Here is a 17,013-nt window from a genome sequence, read left to right as displayed (position 1 = left end):
CACTGCATGGGGATCGGGGATGCAGTATGAGGAGATAGAGCAAGAGTCGGGCCAGGTTTGGTTTCGGCTGAGTGAGGGTTGGTTGCCACCGTCACATCTGGAAGCGCTGACGCTCCGACTCGTACAGCGGCTTGACCAACGCAAACTCAAGATCGATCTGATCCACCAGTGCCTCCAGATCGCCGGCCGCCTCGGCGGATTCGGCCTCCAAGCGCTGGCACAAGTGCGCCAAGCGCACCGCTCCGAGGTTGCCGCTGCTGCCTTTGAAACTATGGGCAATACGCCCCAGCGCCTTCGCGTCGCCCCGAGACTGGCGCAATGCTTCGATGCGCTTTTGCGAATCGTCAAGAAAAGTATCGAGCAACTTGGGGTACTCGCTTTCCATGACTTCCTGCAAACCCGACAACACTACCGGGTCCAGATGAACATCAACCACTTGCTCGCTCCTTGATCAAGAATCGGCGGATTATGCCAGAGCCTCCCACGAAAACTCCACGCACACACACCGCCCGCCGTCGGACCAACGCACGTCGTGACTGAGCCGACGTACCAGGCTCAAGCCGCGACCGGACAGACGGTCGATATCCAATGGCTGCGCCAACACCTTGTCCACATCAAATCCCGGCCCGCTGTCCTCGATGCGCAGGGTCATCGTGCCGCCGGCGTCGGTCGGCACCACTTGTACCTGCACTCGCACGTAACCGCTGTTCAACTCGGCCAATCGTTCGTTGCGCCGGCGATAGTACTCGGCAAAGCCCTGGGCATCGCGTTTGAGCCGTGAGTCCAGGCCCAGCACGCCATGTTCCAGCGCGTTGGAGTACAACTCGGCCATCACGCTGTAGAGTGCGCCGCTCTGCGCGCGCAGGCCATGGATCTCCAGCAGCAATTGCAACAGGTAGGGCAGCGGGTTGTAGCGCTTGAGGGTCTCGGCGCGGAACTCGAAATTCACCGACCAGTCCAGCGGGCACGACTGGCCGCTGTCGGCATAAAGCGGCCCACTCGCACGCAACGCGGGGCCGGACTGCAAGGTGATCTCCACCATGCTCACGTCATCGCGCGCCTCCCCGCGAAATGCCGCCAGGGCCTGCTCGACATCTTCGAACAAGCGATCAGGCTCGCGGTTGGCAGCGAACACCTGCTGCAAGCGCTCGACCCCGAACAACTGGTTATTCGCGTCGGCGGTCTCCAGCACGCCGTCGGACAACAGAAACACGCGATCCCCCAACGCCATAGGCCAGACTTCAGTGCAGTCATTGAACAGCTCGGCCGACAGCACACCCAACGGCAAGTGCCGCGATGCCAGCGATGTGCGTTTGCCTGTGGCGACCTGATGCACATAGCCCTCGGGCATGCCGCCGTTCCATACCTCCACCACATGGCGATCGGTGCTCAGGCACAACAAAGTGGCGCAACAGAACATGTCCACCGGCAGGATGCGTTTGAGCTTGGCGTTCATCTCGCGCAGGATCTGCGCCAGGCCATAGCCCTTGGCGGTCATGCCGTAGAACACGTCCGCCAGGGGCATGGCCCCCACCGCCGCCGGCAAGCCGTGGCCGGTAAAATCCCCCAGCAGCACATGCATATCGCCCGACGGCGTGTAGGCCGCCAATAACAGATCGCCATTGAACAGCGCGTAAGGCGACTGCAGGTAGCGGATATTCGGCGCGGCATTGATACAACCGGAGTGGGCGACCTTGTCGAACACCGCCTTGGCCACCCGCTGCTCATGCAACAGGTGGTCATTGTGCTTGGCGATCAGATCGCGCTGCTGCAGCACCGTGGCCTGCAACCGACGCAGGCGGTCCATGGCGTTGATTTTTGCGCCCAGGATCAGCGGGTTGTAGGGCTTGGGCAGGAAGTCATCGCCACCCGCGTCCAGACACTCGGCCAGGTCGGCGCTGTCGCTCAGGGAGGTGAGGAAGATGATCGGCACCAGGGCTTCCCCCGACAGCTGCTTGATCCAGCGCGCAGCGGCGAAGCCATCCATCACCGGCATCAGCGCATCCATCAGCACCAGTTGCGGGCGCTCACGGGTAAACACTTCGACGGCTTCGCGACCATCGGCAGCGGTGAGCACCTGATGGCCCTGGCGTCGCACAATGGTCGACAGCAACAGCAGGTCGGCGGGGCTGTCGTCGGCGATCAGGATCGTGAGCGCCTCATGGGCGGGGGCCAGAGCGCTCAATTGATGTCAAACAGCCGATCGAAGTTGGCGATAGCGAGGATCTTGCGCACGTCAGGGTTGCTGTTGATCACAGTAACCTGCGATTCGTCGCCACCGGCGTGGTCGCGCAGCAGCAGGAGCATCCCCAGCGCCGAGCTGTCCATGTAAGTGGTTTCCTTGAGGTCCACGATATAGGCCTGCGGGACCTTGTAGAAACGCTCGTAGGAATCACGAAACTTCTGATGCTGGCCGAAATCGAACCGGCCTTTGATCACGATCGTCAACTTCTTCCCGTCCGGGGATACTTCTGACTCGACTGCCATGCGACTGCTTCCTTGTCGTGGGACTACACACAAGGTTTAGCAGGTGAACGGGATGTGAGCAACAGCGCACCCTGATTTAGAACTGCTCCGGACGCGGCAGACGCTGCGACAGTTCATCGAGCAGTTTCTGTTCGCGTTTGTCTTCGATCGCGCGTGCTTCGTCAATGTAACGCTGCACCAGCTTGCGCAGGCCTTCGACGCGGGCGAATGCCTGTTGCCAGCTCTCGCGGGCTTTTTCCAGGTTGTTCTGATGCCAGGCCAGGCTCTGGCGCTGCTGGCCGACTGCTGTTTCCAATTGGTTGAGAAAACCCTGATAACCCATCAGCCACTGGCCCGACACGCCTTTGGTGCCACGCTCGATCCATTGCTGCTGGTACTCGCCGCGAAAACGTTCGAGGTCGCCCAACTTGCTTTCCGCCAGGCGCACTTGGCCCTGGAAATACCCCAGGCGCTGCACGGCGGTTTTTTCGGCCTTCTCGGCCATTTCCACCACCGGGGCCAGGCGTGACGCGCGGCTGCTGGCCATGGCTTAGCCGCCTGGCGCCGGGGCGAAGATCGACTGCAGGTGCGCTTCGCTTTCGCCCATGCTGATCTTGTCGTTCAGGCCCTGGCGCAGGTAGGTCACCAACTGCGGCTGCAGGGCGATGGCCAGGTCGGTGTCGCGATCGCCGCCGGCCACGTAGGCACCGACACTGATCAGATCGCGGCTCTGTTGATAGCGCGACCACAACTGTTTGAACTGCTGCGCGCGAACCATGTGCTCGGGCGTGACCACCGCCGGCATCACCCGGCTGATGGACGCTTCGATGTCGATGGCCGGGTAATGCCCCTCCTCCGCCAGGCGCCGTGACAGCACAATGTGCCCATCGAGCACGCCACGCGCCGAGTCGGCAATCGGGTCCTGCTGGTCGTCACCTTCGGACAGCACGGTATAGAACGCAGTGATCGATCCTCCGCCGGCCTCGGCATTACCGGCCCGCTCCACCAACTTGGGCAGCTTGGCGAATACCGACGGCGGATAGCCCTTGGTCGCGGGCGGCTCGCCGATGGCCAGGGCGATTTCCCGCTGGGCCTGGGCGAAACGCGTGAGTGAGTCCATCAGCAACAGCACGTTCTTGCCCTTGTCGCGAAAATATTCGGCGATGCGCGTGCAATACATGGCGGCGCGCAGGCGCATCAGCGGCGCATCGTCGGCGGGCGACGCGACCACCACCGAGCGCTTGAGGCCCTCTTCACCCAGGCTGTGTTCAATGAACTCCTTCACTTCGCGACCACGTTCGCCGATCAGCCCGACCACGATAATGTCGGCCTCGGTAAAGCGCGTCATCATGCCCAGCAACACCGACTTACCCACGCCGGTACCGGCGAACAGGCCAAGACGCTGGCCGCGGCCGACCGTCAATAAACCGTTGATGCTGCGAATCCCCACGTCCAGCGGCACGCTGATGGGGTTGCGGTTGAGGGGATTGATGGTGGGGCCGTCCATCGGCACCCAGTCTTCGGCCTTCATCCCGCCCTTGCCGTCCAGGGCGCGGCCGGCGCCGTCGAGCACGCGACCGAGCATGCCCATGCCCATCGGCAGGCGACCGGTATCGGCCAGCGGCACCACGCGGGCGCCGGGAGCGATGCCCGCCAGGCTGCCCACGGGCATCAGGAAAATCTTGCTGCCGGAAAAGCCCATCACCTCGGCCTCGACCTGTACCGGATGATAGCTGTCGTCATTGATGACCATGCAACGGCTGCCCATGGCGGCGCGCAAGCCCTCGGCTTCGAGGGTCAGGCCGACCATGCGCAGCAGGCGACCTTCAAGGATCGGCTGGCCGGGCAACTCGGTGGCTTCGGTGTAAGCGCTCAAGCGCTTGGCGAAGCTGGTGCGATCAAGGCGCATCTGGGGTGTCCAGGTCGATGCTCAGGTCAGGTTCGGCAGGATTCAGGACCTGTTCGTGCTGCTGATCGAGCAACTTGGCCATGATCTGGCTGATACGGGTTTCCACCGTGGCATCGATACGGCTGTGCTCGGTCTCGACGCGGCAACCGCCGGGCTGCAGCGCCGCGTCCTCGACGATGCGCCAGGTTTCCTCATGGCGCTCGCGCAGGGCTTTGACCTGTTCGAAATCCTGCGGGTTGATGTACAACCGCACATTGCCGACGCCCAGGGGCAGCAGCTTGAGGGCCTCGCGCATCACGCTTTCGATCTGGCTGGAGTCCAGCGCCAGCTCACGCTGGATCACCTGGCGAGCGATGTGCTCCACAAGGCGCACCATGGCCTTTTCGAGCTGTGTGTCCTGCTCGGCGATCGGGTCGAACAGGCTGCCCATCAAGCGTTCCAGGCTGGCCAGCTTGACCGCCAGCGCCGCGTCGGCCTCCTGGCGCACCTTGAGGGTGGTGCTGCGAAAACCGTCTTTTTCACCGGCGGCAAAGCCCTCGTTGTAGGCTTCCTGGCGGATGCTTTCCAACTCTTCCAGGGTCAGTGGCTGGACTTCTTCCAGCGGCACTTCTTCCATTTCCACCGGAAGTTCTTCCACCGGTTCCGGCTCGGGCTCAGGCACGTGCGGATCGAAGCTGGGCAACGACCAGATGTCGAACCCGCCGACATCCCGCGCGCGAATCAGATCGCTGGGAGCCTCATCTTTGTTCGACATGGACAACGCCTTAGATCATTTCTTCGCCGCCCTTCCCACCGAGAACGATTTCTCCGGCTTCGGCCATACGGCGGGCAATGGTGAGGATTTCCTTTTGCGCGGTTTCCACGTCGCTGACGCGCACCGGCCCCTTGGCCTCCAGGTCGTCGCGCAACAGTTCGGAGGCACGCTTGGACATGTTCTTGAAGATCTTTTCCTTGACCCCGTCGTCGGAACCCTTGAGTGCCAACACCAGCACGTCGGAGGACACTTCGCGCAGCAACGCCTGGATGCCACGGTCGTCGACATCGGAGAGGTTGTTGAACACGAACATAAGGTCTTCGATCTGGCCGGACAGGGTGTCGTCGATCTCGCGGATCGAGTCCATCAACTGGCCTTCGACCGAGCTGTCGAGGAAGTTCATGATATCCGCCGCGCGCTTGATGCCACCCAGGGTGGTGCGCGAAGCATTGGAATTGCCCGAGAACTGCTTCTCCAGGATGGTGTTCAATTCTTTCAACGCCGCCGGCTGCACGGTATTAAGCGACGACACCCGCAGGATGATGTCCAGGCGCACTTTATGGTCGAAGTGGCCCAGCACCTCACCGGCCTGGTCGGGGTCGAGGTAAGCCACCACGATGGCCTGGATCTGCGGGTGCTCATAGCGGATCACATCGGCCACGGCGCGCGGCTCCATCCACTTGAGGCTGTCCAGGCCGCTGGTGTTGCCGCCCAGCAGGATGCGATCGATCAGGCCGTTGGCCTTGTCTTCGCCCAGGGCCGAGGTGAGCATTTTGCGAATGTAGCTGTCGGAGCCGACGCCCAGGCTGGTCTGGTCGCCGACGATCTCGACGAACTCGCTCATCACCTGTTCGACTTGCTCGCGGTGCACATTGCGCATTTGCGCCATGGCCACGCCCACCCGTTGAACCTCTTTGGGGCCCATGTGCCGCAGCACTTGGGCGGCGTCGGTTTCCCCCAGCGACAGCAGCAGGACTGCGGCTTTGTCGACCCGGGAGAGCTTGGCAACAGCGGCTCGATCACTCATCTGCGTTAATCCACTCTTTCACGACCTGGGCCACACGGCCCGGGTCTTCTGCTACCAGACTCTTGATTGCGTTCAACTGAGCGTCATAGCCTTCGCTCGGGCTCGGCAACAGGATGCTTTGCGGACCGCCGAGGCTGACGCGGTCGTTGGCCAGTTCGCCGTCCAGGCCGCCCATGCCACCCAATTCGACATCGCTGCCGCCGGCCAGGGCCAGTTGTTTCTTGCCGTTGCCGGTGATGTTGTTCAGCACCGGACGCAGTACGCCGAACACCAGCACCAGGATGAACAACACGCCCAGCACTTGCTTGACGATGTCCCAGAACCAGGGCTGCGAGTAGAACGCAGGCTCGGCAATCACTTCGCCACGCTCGGCGGAGAATGGCATGTTGATCACGCTGACGCTGTCGCCACGGCTGGCGTCGAAACCGACGGCGTCCTGCACCAGACGGGTGAAGCGCGCCAATTCGTCGGCGCTCCACGGGGCACGGGTGACCGCACCGTCGGCCGCGTTGACCTTGACTTGGTCATCGACCACCACCGACACCGACAGGCGATTGACACGGCCCTGTTGCTGCTTGGTGTGGCTGATGGAACGGTCCAGCTCAAAGTTTTTGGTGGACTGGTTACGCTTGTCCGCCGGGTACGGCGCGAGCATCGGTTGGCCGGTCGCCGGGTCCATGATCTGCTGGCCGTTGGCGTCCAGCAGCGGTTGGCCAGGCTGGATCGCGCCGGCAGTGGCGGCGGCGCCACCGGTGGTCTGCGGAGCCGAAGCCGGCGAAGGCGGTTGGTTGCTCAGGGCGCCCGGTACGCCTTGCGGGCCATTGCTGGCGGTGCGTTGTTCGCTGGTGGACTGCTCGCTGCGCAGGGCCGGCTGGTCCGGGTTGAACTGCTCGGAGGTCGACTCGACGGCGCTGAAGTCCACGTCGGCGGAAACTTCGGCTTTATAACGGTCGTTGCCCAACACCGGTTGCAGAATGTTATGCACGCGCTGGGTCAGCATGCTTTCCACGCGGCGGCTGTAGTCGAACTGCTTGCCGGCCTGGGTCAGCGCCGAGTTCTCGGCCTGGTCGGACAGCAGGTTGCCCTTCTGGTCCACCACGGTGATCTGCGATTTGCTCAGTTCGGGAACACTGGTGGCCACCAGATTGATGATCGCCATGACCTGGCCCGGCTCCAGGGAGCGGCCGGAAAACAGCTCCACCAGCACCGACGCGCTGGGCTTGCGCTCATCGCGCACAAACACCGAGCTTTTCGGAATGGCCAAGTGCACACGGGCACCCTTGACGTTATTCAGGCTGGAGATGGTGCGTGCCAGTTCGCCTTCCAGGCCACGACGATAACGTGTGGCTTCCATAAACTGGCTGGTACCCAGGCCCTGGTCCTTGTCGAGGATCTCGAAACCGATGTTGCTGTCAGACGGCGTGACACCCGCAGCGGCCAGCTTCATGCGCGCACGGGCGACGTCGTCGGCCTTGACCAGCAGCGCGCCGGAGTTGGGCTCTACGGTGTAGGCGATGTCGGCCGCGGCCAGGGTTTCCATGATCTGCTTGGAATCCATGCCCGCCAGGCTGCCGTACAGCGGCCGGTAATCGGGCTGCTGCGACCACAACACCACAGCGAAACCAATCGCCACGCTGGCGGCCAGACCGACCAACAGGCCGACCTGACGCAACATGGTCATTTCCGAGAGGTTTTCCAGGAACGACAGGCCAAACAGCGGCGGCTTGCCGTCTGTCTTGGCGGGTACGTTGTCCACGACTGCTTCTGCCATGACTTAAATCTCGCCCTTAAACCGGCATCTGCATGATGTCTTGATAGGCCTGCACCAGCTTGTTACGCACCTGGGTCAGAGCCTGGAACGAAACGCTGGCCTTTTGCGACGCGATCATCACGTCGGTGAGGTCCACGCCACTCTTGCCGATTTCGAACGCGCTGGCCAACTGGTTAGAGGCTTGCTGGGTGTCGCTGACTTTGTTGATGGCCTGGCCGAGCATGTCGGCAAAGCTGCTTTGGCCCAGTTGCGGCGCTGGCGCGACGGATTTCGGTTGAGCCATGGCATCCATCTGCATGGAGCGCATATCCAACATCAACCGATTGAACTCAATACCCTGGCTCATGACCTTCTCTCTCCGACCCGCAAAAATTTGACACTACGCAGCAGTTACTAGGGGAGGTAGCAACAAGGGTGCCAGATCCGTGGCGACTCGTAAGAAAAGGCGACAAACCCTGTACGCCTTAGGAAATTTCAGGTGGCGAAAAGATACGCTTCCACATCCATGCCAGCGTCGCGCATCTGCGCCAGCTTGTAGCGCAGCGTGCGCGGGCTGATGCCCAGGCGCTCGGCGGCCTCTTTGCGGCGGCCGCGCTCGGCGCGCAGGGTGTCGATGATCATCTGGAATTCGCGGCGACGCAGGTCATCGCCCAAAGCGCTGACGGTTTCCACCTCGGCGACCAACGGTGCGGGGGCCAGTGTCGGCAGCGGCGCCGCGCCACTGCCCATGGCCAGGCAGAAATCCTGGGGCTGGATCAAGCCGCCCTGCTGCAGGATCAGGGCGCGCTGGATGGCGTTGTCCAGCTCTCGCACATTGCCCGGCCAGGGGTAAGCGATCAGGCACGCCTGCGCCTCGGCCGACAGCCGCGCCTGGGCGTGCTTCATTTTTTTGACGTGGTTATGCAGCAGGCGCTCGGCCAGCGGCACGATGTCCGCCGGGCGCTCGCGCAATGGGCGCCAGGCCAGGGGAAATACCGACAGGCGGTAGAACAAATCTTCACGGAAACGCCCCGCCGCGACTTCGCCGGCCAGGTCGCGGTTGGTGGTGGCAATCACGCGGATATCCAGCTGGATCGGCTTGCGCGCACCGACGCGCTCCACTTCGCGCTCCTGCAGCACCCGCAACAACTTGGCCTGCAGACCCAGGGGCATTTCTGAAATTTCATCGAGCAAAAGCGTGCCGCCGTCGGCCTGTTCGAACTTGCCCGCTTGCGCGGCGATGGCGCCGGTGAACGAACCTTTTTCGTGACCGAACAGCGTGGCTTCCAGCATGTTATCGGGGATCGCCGCGCAGTTGATGGCGATAAACGGCTGACTGGCGCGGGTCGATTGCTGATGGATGTAACGCGCCAGCACTTCTTTACCGGTGCCCGACTCGCCGGATATCAACACCGTGGAATCACTGCGCGCCACGCGGGCCGCCAACTCCAGCAACTGGGCACTGGCCGGCTCGATGGCGATCGGCCCCTCGCCTTCGCTCGCTGCGATCACGCCCAGGGCGTGACGCGCCACCAGCTCGATCAATGCCTTGGGCTCGAACGGCTTGACCAGATAATCCGCCGCGCCCTGGCGCATGGCATCCACCGCGCGCTCCACGGCGCCATGGGCAGTCATCAACAGCACCGGCAGTTGCGGCTGACGGGCGCGCAACAGGGCCAGTAACTGGTGACCGTCCATGCCGGGCATGTTGACGTCGCTGACCACCAGGCTGAACGCCTCCCGGGCCACTGCCTCCAAGGCCTCTTCGGCCGAACCGACCGCCCGGTAGTCATGGCCCGCCAGCAGCAGCGTGTCAGCCAATGCTTCACGCAGGGCGCGGTCGTCTTCGACCAATAGAACCTTGATAGCCATCGTTCGTTACTCCGTGCCGGCCGCGCCTGAAAACAGCGGCAAGCTCATCAATGCACAGGTGCCGCGCCCCAGTCGGGAACGCAGTTGCAAGTGTCCCTGATGCGCGCGTGCCACAGCCTTGACCACGGTCAGGCCCAGGCCGGTTCCGTTGGTCTTGGTGGTAAAAAAGGGTTCTCCCAGGCGCCGCAGCACCTCAGGGTCGATGCCGCTGCCGCTGTCGCTGATGCACAGGCGCAGCGTGTCTTCGCGACGGTACAGGTGCACCTTGAGCCGCGCGCCGGACGCGCTGGCCTGGGTGGCGTTTTCGATCAGGTTGAGCAGCGCACCTACCAGCGTGTCGCGATTGCACAGCAGCTCGCCCTGGTGGCTGTCGCACTGCCAGCGCACCTGCGCGTCCTGAATGTGGGGGGCGGCCGCAGCCTGCAGCGCGTGCATCAGTTCGGCCGGCGTGATGCGGTCGGTCAGCGGCAATTCGCCGCGAGCAAACACCAGCATGTCGCGAACCTGATGCTCCAGCTCATGCAGGCGCTCCTTGAGGCGCCCGGCAAAACGCTGGTGGGTGGCGGCCGGCAATTGCTCGTCAGTCAAATGACTGGCGTAGATCAATGCCGCCGACAATGGCGTGCGGATCTGGTGCGCCAAAGAAGCGACCATGCGCCCCAGGGACGACAATCGCTCATGGCGTGCCAACTGGTCCTGCAGGTGACGGGTTTCAGTCAGGTCGTTAAGCAGCACCAATTGGCCAGGTTCGGCGTCCAGGGAACGGGTGGAAATCGACAGGCGCCGCCCGTCCTTGAGGGACACTTCATGGCCGTCATCCTCACGCGGGGCGAAGCAACGGGTGATGACGTGACGCCACAGCTCGCCTTCCAGCGGCAGGCCCAACAGGTCGCAGGCGGCCGGATTGGCTTCGCGTACGCGGCCCTGATCGTCGATCACGATCACGCCGCCAGGGAGCAAATCGAGCAGGTTTTGCAGACGGTTGGCCAAGCGCTCTTTCTCAGCCAGTTCCTGCATGCGCTGGGCACTGACTACCGCCAGCTCGCCTTTGAGCTCGCAAACGCGCGCTTCAAGCAGGCTGTAGGAGTCGCTCAGTTGGCTGGACATCTGGCTGAACTGCGAGAACGCCTGTTCAAGACCCTGCCGGGCAAGCGGCTCTGCGGATGGAACAAGCCCCTGGATGGCAGGGGCTGAGGCTAATTGGGCGGCGTGGGGCATGATGCTCTCTCGCTTGGCTGACCGTCAGTTAAACGGAACGTTGCGAGGGCTGTAGCAATACCCGTGCCTAAAAAAATAGGCTTAGTTTTCAGTCAGTTGAAAAACAGGCGTCAATCATCCGCCTGTTCGTCTCCTTCCCGTCGGCTCATGCCGTACTTGCGCATCTTCTCCACCAGGGTGGTGCGACGGATGCGCAGGCGTTCGGCGGCACGGGCGACGATGCCACCGGCATCATCCAGGGCCTGCTGGATCAGGCCTTGTTCCAGGTTGCCGAGGTAGTCCTTCAGGTCCAGGCCTTCCGGCGGCAGCATGGCGGTGGAACCGAAGTCCGGGGTGTGGCCGTTGATGGCGACCCGTTCTTCCATGTCACTGCGCAGGCTGTCGACCATCTGCTCGTCTTCGTCGTCGACGTAGCGGAATTTCTTCGGCAGCTCGACCACGCCGATCACACCGTAGGGATGCATGATCGCCATGCGCTCTACCAGGTTGGCCAGTTCTCGCACGTTGCCCGGCCAGCCATGACGGCACAGGGACATGATCGCGGCGGAGTTGAAGCGAATCGAGCCACGCTTTTCATGTTCCATCCGCGAGATGAGTTCATTCATCAGCAGCGGGATGTCTTCCACGCGCTCACGCAGCGGGGCCATCTCGATGGGGAATACATTGAGGCGGTAGTACAAGTCCTCACGAAAGCTGCCGATCTCGATCATGCTTTCGAGGTTCTTGTGGGTCGCGGCGATGATGCGCACGTCCACGCTCTGGGTCTTGTTGCTGCCGACGCGCTCGAACGTGCGCTCCTGCAAGACGCGCAGCAGCTTGACCTGCATAGGCAGCGGCATGTCGCCGATTTCGTCGAGGAACAGAGTGCCGCCGTTGGCCAGTTCGAACCGTCCGGCACGGCTGGTGATCGCCCCGGTGAAGGCACCCTTCTCGTGGCCGAACAGTTCGCTCTCCAGCAGCTCTGCCGGGATCGCCCCGCAGTTGACCGGCACGAAAGGCCCGTCGCGGCGCTTGGAGTGGTAATGCAGGTTGCGCGCGACCACTTCCTTGCCGGTGCCCGATTCGCCGAGGATCAGCACGCTGGCGTCGGTGTCGGCCACTTGCTGCATCATCTGGCGTACATGCTGGATGGCACGGCTGGTGCCGACCAGGCTGCGGAACAGGTTGGGTTCGCGGTGACGACCGCGCTCGCGGGCCTGGTCGTACATCTCGCGATAGACCTGGGCACGGTGCAGGGAGTCGAGCAATTTGCTGTAGCTGGGCGGCATTTCCAGGGTGGACAGCACACGGCGGCGCTGGTCTTCCGGCAGGTCCGCCGAAGAATTTTCACCCATCAGCAACACGGGAAGGAACTCATCCCAGGTCGACAGTGTCTTTAACAAGCCCAAAATAGCGCCAGGAGCGTTTACGGTCCCGATCAGCACACAAATGACTTCACGGCTCGACGACAACGAGCTGACCGCCTGCTGCCAGTCGTGGCTGCCGCAGGGCAGATTTTCTTCGCCGAGAAAATTCAAAATCACCGCTAAATCGCGGCGGCGGACGCTATCGTCATCAATCAGCAGAATTTTGGTTTCACGCCACATGCAATAGCAACTTCCCTAGTAAAACTTCCTGCCCCAGTGTAGGGACAATCGAGACGGCCGTAGGACTTCGTACTCTATAGACGTCTGAACTCTGAAAACAGCACTAGTTAAGTGAAAAAAGCTGGCACGGTCAAATTTATGACGCGCCGGTCGGATTAACTGCGTCTGTTCACCCGAACAGATGGTAGACCTTGGACGCATTCTTCGCCTGGTTGATCTGCGACATCTCCTCGAAAATCGCCTGGCGCTCGCCCGTCGTTACCGTCAGCAGCTGCTGGTACACCGCCAGCAGACTCTCCAGCTTCTCCCGCAGCGCACTTTCATCCACCGGGGCCTCATTGAGTACTTCGTCGATCACGCTGCGACAGCCCATATCCAGCTCGCCGATGGCTTCCCAGTTACGTTCCGCCAGCGCGCCGATCAAGGCTTCGCGGGTTTCATCAATGCGTTGCAGTGCGTGGCTCATGACGTGTTCCTCAAGACCCGTGGTCTTATTGTGCGACGCCCTGCGGCGCCCCGATGGCATCCCAGCCTTCTTTCACGGTAATCAGCAGTTGCGCGACTTCGTCGATCATGTCGGCATCGTTGTGCAGATTGGCCTCCATGAGGCGGTTGCTCATGTACACATACAGGCCTTCCAGGCGCTGGACATATTCCTTGTTGTCGCTTTTTTCCGCATTCAGGCCATCACGAAGGCCGATAATGATATCGGTGGCCTTGCCCAGCATCAGACCCTTCTGAGCAATATCACCGCGCGCCAAGGCGCCCTTGGCTTGTGCCATACGGTCCAGGCCGCCTTCAAGCAGCATCTGTACCAGGCGATGCGGGCTGGCTTCGGAGATCTGGGCGTGGGAATTGACCTTCTGATATTGGCGAAGGGCTCTCATGGGATTCATGTTTCTACCTCGTGACAAGCAACAGCGAGAAGGATTTCACTAACTAATATGTCGACTGGGTTGCAGGAAACTTTAACCCGTCGGCGGCTTGAAGAACAAAGCCCAGGTCAATGAACCTGGGCTTTTTTTCGACCATTCAATCAGTTATCGCTTTTTGAATTACTGATCGCATTGAGCGTGCCGAGAATGCTGTTGCTCTGCTGCCGCAGCTGCGCCACCAAGGTGTCCATGGCGGTGTACTTACGAGTCAGCGCATCCTGCATGGTGGTTATGCGCTCATCCAGGCTGATCTGGTCTTTGTTCAGGTCTTTGAGGCTCTCGGACAACGACGCGGTGCGCGTGGCCAGGATGCCAGTGGACGCCTTCGCGTAGGGCTCGGTCGCCGCCTTCATACGCGCCAGCAGGCCTGACTTGCCACTGAAGATGCTGTTGATATCCGCCGGATTGCTCAGCACCGCCTTGTCCCATTGCTTGGCGTCGATGCTCAGTGCACCGGTGTCCTGATCGGTACTCACGCCGAACTGCGCCAGGGATTTCAAGGTGCCGTTGCCGGACAACATATTGAACTCGTTGCGGATCGCCGATTGCAGGGTGCGCATGGTCGAGTCGCCGGTCAGCGTTGCCGCGACTGAGTTACCGGCGGCATCCTTGGTCACTTTGGTCTCAGCGTTCATGGCCTTGAGCAGAGCGTTGTAGGTGTCGACAAAACCCTTGACCCCGGACTTCAGTGCGGTAGTGCTGGTGCTTACCGAGATGGTCAGGGCGGTACGAGCCGGATTATTAGTATCCGGATCGTTAGCAACGACTGTAGGCGACACGGTCAGCAATTTGATACTGACACCACTCACGGCATCAGTGATGCTGTTGGACTTGGATTCCGCCGGAATGTTGTCGATGGTGTACTTGGCGTTCTGCGGCACCTCGACCACTTTGTAGCCCGTGTCGATCCCGGAGTTGCCCGACATGGTCAGGTCAGACCCTACCCCGCCGTTGGTGGACGTCAGGATCATCCGCGAACCGTTGGAGTCGGTGAGAATGTTGGCACTCAGACCGGCAGTGCCGAACTGCGAGTTGATCGAATCGCGCACCTGTTGCAAGGTCGCACCGGCCGGCACACTCAGGTCGAAGTTCTTGCCTGACTGGCTGATGGTCAGCGTCGTCGCTTTGCCCGTGCTGTTGACGACCGTGGATTGACCACCGGCAAAACTGGCGGTCGACAGCTTCGAGGGTTTTGCGAGCTGGTTGACGACCAGCGAGAAACTGCCGTTGGCCGCGCCCTGGTTGGCCGTCATGGTGGCGACTTTTTCGTCCGAGGACGTGCCGGTCAAACCACTGAAGCTGTTATCGGTCACCATGCTGTCCAGCGCGCCACGGAACGCATCCAGCGCGGCCTGGATCTTGCCGATCGACGACAGCTGGGTCGTTGCCTTTTGCGACTGTGCGTTGATCTGCGCCTGCTTCGGCGCGCGTTCGGCATCCACCAGGGATTTCACAATTGCCTGGGTGTCGAAACCAGACCCCACGCCAGTAATCGTTGTACCCGCCATCATCTTTCTCCTAGTCCGGTGGCTGCCGTTATCTTGACGAATTACGCATCAGACAGTAGCAGCAACAAGTTTCATGCCAGCTCAAGCCTTGTCGTCAAACAGCACATGACTGGCGCTGGACAAGCTCTGCGCCAATTTCAAGGCCGTTTCCGATGGGATCTGGCGGATCACTTCACCGGTGTCGGTGGCAATGACCTTGACCACGACCCTGTGAGTGGAATCATCAATGGAAAAATCCAGATTGCGCTGGGCCGCTTGTACGAATTCTTTAATGTCGGTGACCGCTTTTTCCAGATCGCCAGGTTTGGCCTTATCCGGGGTTGGTGCAGTCGCTTCAACCTTGCTTTTGTCTTTATCCACAACCACAGGTGCCACAGCGCCTTGAGGGGCGAGCGACGGATAAGACAAGTTCAAATTTACGTTCATGTCCATGCCCAATCTCCTCTGATTGGAAAAGACGAAAGGGCACGTAAACGCGCCCTTCCGTCAGCTACCAAGCGCTTGAATTACTGAAGCAGCTTCAGTACAGCGGATGGCAGTTGGTTAGCCTGCGACAGGATCGCGGTCGAAGCCGACTGCAGGGTTTGCTGCTTGGTCAGTTCAGCGGCTTCGGAAGCGAAGTCGACGTCCTGAACAGTACTACGGGCAGCAGTGGTGTTTTTCTGGATGTTGGTCAGGTTATCCACAGTGCTGGTCAGACGGTTCTGAACAGCACCCAGACCCGAACGGGCGCTGGAGATGGAAGCGATAGCCTGGTCGATCACGGACACAGCGTTCTGTGCCTTGGTGGCGTCGGTCACGTCGGTTTGCGACACGGTGGTCTTGGCCGAAGCAGCCGAAGTACCGGCACCGAAGATACCAGTCACACCAGCGCCTTCCAGGGAGTAGCCCTTGGAGGAGTTCAGGTTCACAGCACCGGTAGCGATGATGCCGTCAGCCAGGGCGGTAGCAGTGCCGTAGGTACCCGAACCGTCTTTGGTGGCGACAGTGATGGTACCGGCAGCGGTCGAAGCGCTGAAGGCCAGGTTTTCACCGGTGTCGGATTTAACCGACAGGGTGCCTTTGGACTCATCGTAGTTAACGCTGATACCCAGTTTGGCGGAGTTGGACTTCAGCTGGTCAGCCAGGCTGGCGGTATCGGTCACGCCGACGAACGTAGTGGCTTGGCCGCCAACGGTCATGGTGAACGAAGCAGGAGCAGTAGCAGCACCTGCGCCGACCACGAACTGAGCTTCTGTGCTGGCGGTAGCGCCCAGGCCACCGATGGCGCCGTTCAGTTGGGCAGCGATGGTTTTGGCCGAAGCAGCAGCCGCTACGGTGACGCTGCTAGTCTGGCCGTTACCGGTTACAGCGATTGCGCCGCCAGCAACACCGGCACCTGGGGTGATACCAATGCTCTTGACTTGCTGCGAACCAATGTTGTTGGCCGCAACGTTGTCCAGGCTTACGTTGATGGTTTCGTTAGCGTTGGCGCCAACCTGGATGGCTTTGGTACCGTACGAACCGTCCAGCAGTTTCTGGCCACCGAAAGTGGTGGTTTGCGAGATACGGGTCAGTTCCGAAGTCAGAGCCTGGTATTCGTCGTTGTTCGACTTACGGTCGTCGGTGCTCAGGGAGCCGGTAGCCGAGGACAGAGCCAGGGTACGCATTTTTTGCAGAATGTCGGTCGAAGCCTGCATTGCGCCTTCAGCGGTCTGCGCGATGGAGATACCATCGTTGGCGTTCTTCACTGCTTGACCCAGGCCGTTGATCTGGCTGGTCATACGGGTAGCGATACCCAGGCCGGCAGCGTCGTCTTTAGCGCTGTTGATACGCAGGCCCGAAGACAGGCGCTGCATGGAAGTGGCCAGGGCGGTGCCAGCTTTGTTCAGGTTGCCCTGAGTGGAGACGGAAGCAATGTTGGTGTTTACTGTTAAAGCCATGACGAAATCCTCGTTGGATGGATACTGCGGCTTCCGGCCCTGGCAACTGCCGGGTGTGGCCTAGAG

The 17,013-nt window shown here is 61.2% G+C and carries 17 protein-coding genes; all 17 read right to left on the bottom strand.

Translation table 11 applies throughout. The features are described from left to right. Positions 1–91 precede the first annotated feature (91 nt). The gene (locus OSC50_RS06925) at positions 92–436 is read right to left on the bottom strand and encodes an Hpt domain-containing protein (protein ID WP_181075839.1); all 345 of its coding nucleotides are present in this window, start codon (positions 434–436) and stop codon (positions 92–94) included. A 30-nt stretch (positions 437–466) separates the two neighbouring features. Beyond that, positions 467–2,185 carry an ATP-binding SpoIIE family protein phosphatase gene (locus OSC50_RS06920; RefSeq protein ID WP_253508753.1) on the bottom strand — a complete coding sequence of 573 codons (1,719 nt, stop codon included), beginning with the start codon at positions 2,183–2,185 and terminating at the stop codon, positions 467–469. Next, a complete protein-coding gene (locus OSC50_RS06915; RefSeq protein ID WP_181075843.1) occupies positions 2,182–2,487 on the bottom strand; it encodes an STAS domain-containing protein in 306 nt (101 codons plus the stop codon). The genes OSC50_RS06920 and OSC50_RS06915 overlap by 4 nt, the downstream gene beginning before the upstream one ends. Positions 2,488–2,563: 76 nt before the next feature. Then, positions 2,564–3,013, bottom strand: coding sequence for a flagellar export protein FliJ (fliJ, locus tag OSC50_RS06910; RefSeq protein ID WP_181075845.1), 450 nt, complete (start codon positions 3,011–3,013; stop codon positions 2,564–2,566). Positions 3,014–3,016: 3 nt separating this feature from the next. Then, a complete protein-coding gene (gene fliI / locus OSC50_RS06905; protein ID WP_181075847.1) occupies positions 3,017–4,375 on the bottom strand; it encodes a flagellar protein export ATPase FliI in 1,359 nt (452 codons plus the stop codon). After that, positions 4,365–5,129 (bottom strand): flagellar assembly protein FliH, encoded by a 765-nt coding sequence (gene fliH / locus OSC50_RS06900; protein ID WP_181075849.1) that lies wholly within the window; start codon positions 5,127–5,129, stop codon positions 4,365–4,367. The genes fliI and fliH overlap by 11 nt, the downstream gene beginning before the upstream one ends. 10 nt (positions 5,130–5,139) lie before the next feature. Next, a complete protein-coding gene (gene fliG, locus OSC50_RS06895; protein ID WP_181075851.1) occupies positions 5,140–6,156 on the bottom strand; it encodes a flagellar motor switch protein FliG in 1,017 nt (338 codons plus the stop codon). Then, positions 6,149–7,927: a flagellar basal-body MS-ring/collar protein FliF gene (fliF, locus tag OSC50_RS06890; protein WP_181075853.1), complete on the bottom strand. Its 1,779-nt coding sequence runs from the start codon at positions 7,925–7,927 to the stop codon at positions 6,149–6,151. Before fliF ends, fliG begins: the two co-directional genes overlap by 8 nt. 16 nt (positions 7,928–7,943) lie before the next feature. Further along, positions 7,944–8,273 (bottom strand): flagellar hook-basal body complex protein FliE, encoded by a 330-nt coding sequence (gene fliE / locus OSC50_RS06885; RefSeq protein WP_181075854.1) that lies wholly within the window; start codon positions 8,271–8,273, stop codon positions 7,944–7,946. Between the two features lie 128 nt (positions 8,274–8,401). After that, the gene (locus OSC50_RS06880) at positions 8,402–9,778 is read right to left on the bottom strand and encodes a sigma-54-dependent transcriptional regulator (RefSeq protein WP_266246284.1); all 1,377 of its coding nucleotides are present in this window, start codon (positions 9,776–9,778) and stop codon (positions 8,402–8,404) included. A 6-nt stretch (positions 9,779–9,784) separates the two neighbouring features. Next, entirely contained in the window at positions 9,785–10,996 is a 1,212-nt protein-coding gene (locus tag OSC50_RS06875) for a sensor histidine kinase (protein WP_181075858.1), read from the bottom strand. 110 nt (positions 10,997–11,106) lie between these two features. Beyond that, positions 11,107–12,582, bottom strand: coding sequence for a sigma-54 dependent transcriptional regulator (locus OSC50_RS06870; protein ID WP_266246285.1), 1,476 nt, complete (start codon positions 12,580–12,582; stop codon positions 11,107–11,109). 169 nt (positions 12,583–12,751) lie between these two features. After that, positions 12,752–13,048 (bottom strand): flagellar protein FliT, encoded by a 297-nt coding sequence (fliT, locus tag OSC50_RS06865; protein ID WP_181075863.1) that lies wholly within the window; start codon positions 13,046–13,048, stop codon positions 12,752–12,754. Between the two features lie 25 nt (positions 13,049–13,073). Continuing rightward, positions 13,074–13,478, bottom strand: coding sequence for a flagellar export chaperone FliS (gene fliS / locus OSC50_RS06860; RefSeq protein WP_181075865.1), 405 nt, complete (start codon positions 13,476–13,478; stop codon positions 13,074–13,076). Between the two features lie 140 nt (positions 13,479–13,618). Then, the gene (fliD, locus tag OSC50_RS06855; protein WP_266247501.1) at positions 13,619–15,025 is read right to left on the bottom strand and encodes a flagellar filament capping protein FliD; all 1,407 of its coding nucleotides are present in this window, start codon (positions 15,023–15,025) and stop codon (positions 13,619–13,621) included. Positions 15,026–15,106: 81 nt separating this feature from the next. Then, a complete protein-coding gene (locus OSC50_RS06850) occupies positions 15,107–15,457 on the bottom strand; it encodes a flagellar protein FlaG (RefSeq protein ID WP_181075869.1) in 351 nt (116 codons plus the stop codon). 74 nt (positions 15,458–15,531) lie between these two features. Beyond that, positions 15,532–16,947, bottom strand: coding sequence for a flagellin N-terminal helical domain-containing protein (locus tag OSC50_RS06845; protein ID WP_253508763.1), 1,416 nt, complete (start codon positions 16,945–16,947; stop codon positions 15,532–15,534). Between the last annotated feature and the right edge of the window lie 66 nt (positions 16,948–17,013).

The sequence above is a fragment of the Pseudomonas quebecensis genome, assembly GCF_026410085.1.
Classification (GTDB): Bacteria; Pseudomonadota; Gammaproteobacteria; order Pseudomonadales; family Pseudomonadaceae; genus Aquipseudomonas; species Aquipseudomonas quebecensis.
Note: the sequence above shows the minus strand (reverse complement) of the source record. Positions and strands in the feature narration are given on the sequence as shown.

Bases quoted from the DNA above. Each gene is read 5' to 3' on its own strand.
- OSC50_RS06875 (WP_181075858.1), bottom strand. From the start codon at position 10,996: ATGCCCCACGCCGCCCAATTAGCCTCAGCCCCTGCCATCCAGGGGCTT.
- fliH (WP_181075849.1), bottom strand. From the start codon at position 5,129: ATGTCGAACAAAGATGAGGCTCCCAGCGATCTGATTCGCGCGCGGGAT.
- OSC50_RS06845 (WP_253508763.1), bottom strand. From the start codon at position 16,947: ATGGCTTTAACAGTAAACACCAACATTGCTTCCGTCTCCACTCAGGGC.
- fliS (WP_181075865.1), bottom strand. From the start codon at position 13,478: ATGAATCCCATGAGAGCCCTTCGCCAATATCAGAAGGTCAATTCCCAC.
- fliJ (WP_181075845.1), bottom strand. From the start codon at position 3,013: ATGGCCAGCAGCCGCGCGTCACGCCTGGCCCCGGTGGTGGAAATGGCC.
- fliT (WP_181075863.1), bottom strand. From the start codon at position 13,048: ATGAGCCACGCACTGCAACGCATTGATGAAACCCGCGAAGCCTTGATC.
- OSC50_RS06880 (WP_266246284.1), bottom strand. From the start codon at position 9,778: ATGGCTATCAAGGTTCTATTGGTCGAAGACGACCGCGCCCTGCGTGAA.
- OSC50_RS06870 (WP_266246285.1), bottom strand. From the start codon at position 12,582: ATGTGGCGTGAAACCAAAATTCTGCTGATTGATGACGATAGCGTCCGC.
- fliF (WP_181075853.1), bottom strand. From the start codon at position 7,927: ATGGCAGAAGCAGTCGTGGACAACGTACCCGCCAAGACAGACGGCAAG.
- fliE (WP_181075854.1), bottom strand. From the start codon at position 8,273: ATGAGCCAGGGTATTGAGTTCAATCGGTTGATGTTGGATATGCGCTCC.
- fliI (WP_181075847.1), bottom strand. From the start codon at position 4,375: ATGCGCCTTGATCGCACCAGCTTCGCCAAGCGCTTGAGCGCTTACACC.
- OSC50_RS06915 (WP_181075843.1), bottom strand. From the start codon at position 2,487: ATGGCAGTCGAGTCAGAAGTATCCCCGGACGGGAAGAAGTTGACGATC.
- fliD (WP_266247501.1), bottom strand. From the start codon at position 15,025: ATGGCGGGTACAACGATTACTGGCGTGGGGTCTGGTTTCGACACCCAG.
- OSC50_RS06850 (WP_181075869.1), bottom strand. From the start codon at position 15,457: ATGGACATGAACGTAAATTTGAACTTGTCTTATCCGTCGCTCGCCCCT.
- fliG (WP_181075851.1), bottom strand. From the start codon at position 6,156: ATGAGTGATCGAGCCGCTGTTGCCAAGCTCTCCCGGGTCGACAAAGCC.